Source organism: Aequorivita antarctica, assembly GCF_007997155.1.
In the GTDB taxonomy this organism is placed as follows: Bacteria; Bacteroidota; Bacteroidia; order Flavobacteriales; family Flavobacteriaceae; genus Aequorivita; species Aequorivita antarctica.
In genome coordinates, this window is the sequence record NZ_VORT01000029.1 from 1 (window position 1) to 4,031 (window position 4,031).

The window sequence follows — 4,031 nt, forward strand, 5'->3', positions numbered from 1 at the left end:
AGAGTAACCAATATAGATTTTATGGTACTTTTTCGAATAAAGAATATATGTAACGAATTCTTCCATAAAAAAATCCCCATAGAATTTATTCTTGGGGATTTAAGTAGCGAGAGGGGGGCACGATCCCCCGACCTCCGGGTTATGAACCTTGACATTAATATGAGTAATTTTAATAAACATCCCTTAGATCAATGACTTACAGCTGCTTTCATTTTTTTTGATATTATTAAAAACTATCTAAAATCAAATTATTCTGTACCTATTCTGTACCCTTTTTTAAAATGTTTGATTATCTTTATGTTATTATAATTATGTGATATTATGGCCGCTATAAAAATTGTGAGACGCAAGAATAAGCAAAGAAAGGATGGTTCAGCACCCTTGGCTTTGCGCATTAGTAAAGATTACAAAACTAATTATTGCTTTTTAGGGCAATATGTACTAGAAAAGGATTGGGATGATGAGCAGGGAAAAGTAAAAAGGACGCATCCTAATTCATTAAAAATGAACAATTTCTTAATGACTAAATTAGTTGAGGCGAATAATATTTCCTTTGAAATCAATGATGGCTTTTCAAGTAAGGAAATGAAGAAAAAGGTGAAAGGAGTCAGAGCGGGAGAATCATTTTTTGCGGTTGCCGTAAATAGAATTCAAAGTAAGTATGACCGGGGTATTTTTTCTGTGGCCAGATCGGAATTATCAATCCTTTATAATTTAGAAGAATTTTTAAATCTAAGAACTTCTTTGTCAAAAGCCCAAAATATTATAGGCATTCAAGAAAGAAGAAGAACCCGTATCAGTCGAGGCAGAAAATATGAGCACTCATTTATGGATTCTGTCGCCCATTTTAAAAAAAACAAGACACTCAGTTTCCAAGATATTGATGAGGCTTTCATCGAGAAATATAAAACTTTTTGCTCCGTATATCTTAACCAAAAAACACGGACCATAACCAATCAACAGATTTATTTAAGAACTCTCTTTAATCTTGCCATAAAAGAAGGTATTGTTGCTTCAAAATACTATCCATTTGCTGGGGAAAAAATAAAAATAAGAATAGGATCAAGCAATAAAATTGGTTTGACCATAGAAGAAATAGAGCTTATAGAGGGTTTAGAACTTGAAAACTATTCTGTTATATGGCATACTCAGAATATTTGGCTTGTAGCTTTTTATTTTGCTGGAATCCGTATTTCCGATTTACTCCAACTCAAATGGGCTGACTTTAAGAATGACCGATTGTTTTATATAATGAAAAAAAATGAAAAACCCGTAAGTCTCAAAATTCCAGAAAAGGCTATGGCTATTCTAACACTCTATAAAAAAACCATAAAAGAAAATAATGGTTATGTTTTTCCTTTTTTGAAGGATGTGGATCCATCTAATTTAGAAGAGATTTATGTGAAAAAAAGAAATGCCACAAAACTTTTTAATAAATATTTGAAGCGTATTGCACTACTTTGTGATATAGACAAAAACCTATCTAATCATATAGCACGGCATAGTTTTGGAAATATTGCTGGAGATAGGATTCATCCTTTGATGCTTCAAAAGCTGTATCGTCATAGCGATCTCAAAACGACCTTAAACTACCAGGCCAACTTTATCAATAGAGATGCAGATGATGCATTGGATAGCGTTATAAATTTTTAAAATAATCAAAGTACTGAAGTGCCTGCGGTGTAATTAGGCTATTCCTTTTTAATGTAGCCCAACGTTTTGGGCTTTGCGTTGGTGGGCTTTTGAAACCGAAAACTGTCTGCCAGCACCAAAGTTTATTAATTGCTCAAATGTTTCTAATCTCACTGTCCGCCCACTAACGCAAAACCTGTGTTAGGCGTAGTTATTCTATCCATGCCAGAATTGTTTCAAATACGGTATATCTCTCGTGACTTAGTTCTAATTGTCTTTCGTAACACCTCATGTGAGAAGCAAAATATTCCAATTTAGTTTTTTCAAATAATTTTTTATATTTCTCTATAGCCATTTTAAAATTATAAGCTCTTACTAACTCATTTTGAATTTCCTCAGACGAAGTTTTTACACACTCAATTCCATAATGTTGCAAAAACGTCTCAGGATCATATGTCAAAATGTTCTTTTCTTTTTCTAAATCTCCTAAACGAAAATAGTCTGAGTTGTTTATTAAATCATTTATCTCACCATCCTTTTCAGGGTTTTCCAATAAGAAGTTGTCGACGTCATCAAAAGTCTGAATATCTAAACTGGTCAATTTCCTAACGCTTTCCAAGAAAATAAAAGTCGAATCCGTTTGAGAGTCAATTAAAGTTTCTTTTTCTAAAGCCAATTCTATCTCGGCATCACTTCCTTCCTTCAGAATATTTTTTATTTGTATCAATGAAGAACTATTTTCAATATCAGCTGGGGAGCAATAATCTGAATTCGACACGATTTTAATTCCACTGTCATCGTAAACTTGAGCCACAAAACGCGTACAAAATTGCCGCGTCTTTTCATTTGCTTTTTCTAAGATGTCAAGATACGATTTCATGAGTTCGTGTCTAGAAGCATAAGACATTCCTACCTTTACTGCTGCCTTGGCTAACCCGGATTCAAGGAAATGTACTTCTTTTGGTGACTTAAATCTCATAACAACCGCATCATCTTGGTTTTCGAAAATTAATCTCTGTGGGTTTACAGACTGGACACCAAATGCATTCGATTCAAGACAACTTTTATTTCCTTTATATACTAAAGCATGAGAATAATTACTTTTCGCGTATTCTCTTATTTTTAGACAAGTTCTGTCATTGCTTCTTGTTAAAATGATGTCCCCATACTTTAACTTGTCTAAGTCTATAATATATTTCATTTTGTATTTATTTCTTTCCGTTAGCAAGATGAGAATACATGTCTTTTATCTTTTTCTTTTTCTCTTCGGTCATCGCTTTACCTAACAGTTTTTTATAAAATCCTGATTCGAGAAAGTATGTTTTTGTTCCGATGTAAAAATAGTCATTGATAAAGTCATTGGATATTTCGATCACATTCATCATTCCAATGAGATCGTCTGGCTGAAATATGATAGTTGTGTCATCCAAGGGATTATCATCATATTTAATAAATTGTTCCCTGAAGTCACCGGGAATACTGCCAACATGGGCAACTAACTTATAAAGTTGATCCAATATTAGAGCTTGAAACATCGAATTATTATGATTTTTACTTATCATCGTTTCTACGGTTTTTTGGTAGATTAATGATAATTTGTGTGTGTGCTTAGCCTCAACGCCAGTTAGTGAAAGGTAAGCTTTACAAAACACTTCAACATAAAATATTAGATTGTGAAATAAAGCAGGTGAAAGCGTACTTAAATATCCGAATCCGTAAGAGTCTACGTCATATACTTTTTCATTTTGAACAGTTGCAATCGCTTTTTCTAATAGGAGTTTCACCACTGTGTATTGATTTACACAAGAGTTAACAGCACGATTCGTGGTCGCCCTATTTTTTGCAACTAAACCGTAAGTACTAATCCAGACATATCCGAATTCACTTTCCGAGATGTGAAGTTTTCGAAGACTGTCAAAGTGGAAATATTTTTCTGTAAAGTCTTCGTAATTAATTTTTAATGCCTCAAGCAAGCCAATAAAATAGTCTCTTTCAGAAAATCTAAATTGATAAGCAAATAATTCTCGTTGGGTAAATCGATCAATTAATTCATCCAAGTCACTCTGTTTGGAGATAAGGACATACTTTTCGTCTTTGTCGGATATAAATTCCATTTATTATGTAATATCTTTCTGTCGGGGATAATTACGCCTAACGTTAAGTATAACCGCAGTTACGGAATTAAATTTATTGTTTTTCGGATAAGCACCGACGGTAGCAATTACGCGTGGATTCGGACGCAGTCGAATCCGCCGTAATTGCGGTTATACATTGTGCCTGTTGCACAAGTTACCAATTTTCCTTAATTTCATGGTATGCAAGGAAAAAAGATCTACCAAGAAAAGCTCTTCAACGATTTCCGTTTGAGTGAGCGCGTTCCAGCGCACAATTTTTATCGA

At 33.6% G+C, this 4,031-nt stretch carries 3 protein-coding genes; 1 reads left to right on the forward strand and 2 read right to left on the reverse strand.

From position 1 onward, the window contains the following. Window positions 1–321 precede the first annotated feature (321 nt). Entirely contained in the window at window positions 322–1,653 is a 1,332-nt protein-coding gene (locus tag ESU54_RS17525; RefSeq protein WP_111845972.1) for a tyrosine-type recombinase/integrase, read from the forward strand. Window positions 1,654–1,843: 190 nt separating this feature from the next. Here ESU54_RS17525 and ESU54_RS17530 read toward each other — a convergent pair whose 3' ends face one another. Together ESU54_RS17530 and ESU54_RS17535 are read right to left on the reverse strand one after the other, a co-directional pair. Then, entirely contained in the window at window positions 1,844–2,833 is a 990-nt protein-coding gene (locus tag ESU54_RS17530; protein ID WP_111845971.1) for a C40 family peptidase, read from the reverse strand. 7 nt (window positions 2,834–2,840) lie between these two features. After that, entirely contained in the window at window positions 2,841–3,746 is a 906-nt protein-coding gene (locus ESU54_RS17535; protein WP_111845970.1) for a hypothetical protein, read from the reverse strand. Window positions 3,747–4,031 lie beyond the last annotated feature (285 nt).

Bases quoted from the DNA above. Each gene is read 5' to 3' on its own strand.
- ESU54_RS17535 (WP_111845970.1), bottom strand. From the start codon at position 3,746: ATGGAATTTATATCCGACAAAGACGAAAAGTATGTCCTTATCTCCAAA.
- ESU54_RS17525 (WP_111845972.1), top strand. From the start codon at position 322: ATGGCCGCTATAAAAATTGTGAGACGCAAGAATAAGCAAAGAAAGGAT.
- ESU54_RS17530 (WP_111845971.1), bottom strand. From the start codon at position 2,833: ATGAAATATATTATAGACTTAGACAAGTTAAAGTATGGGGACATCATT.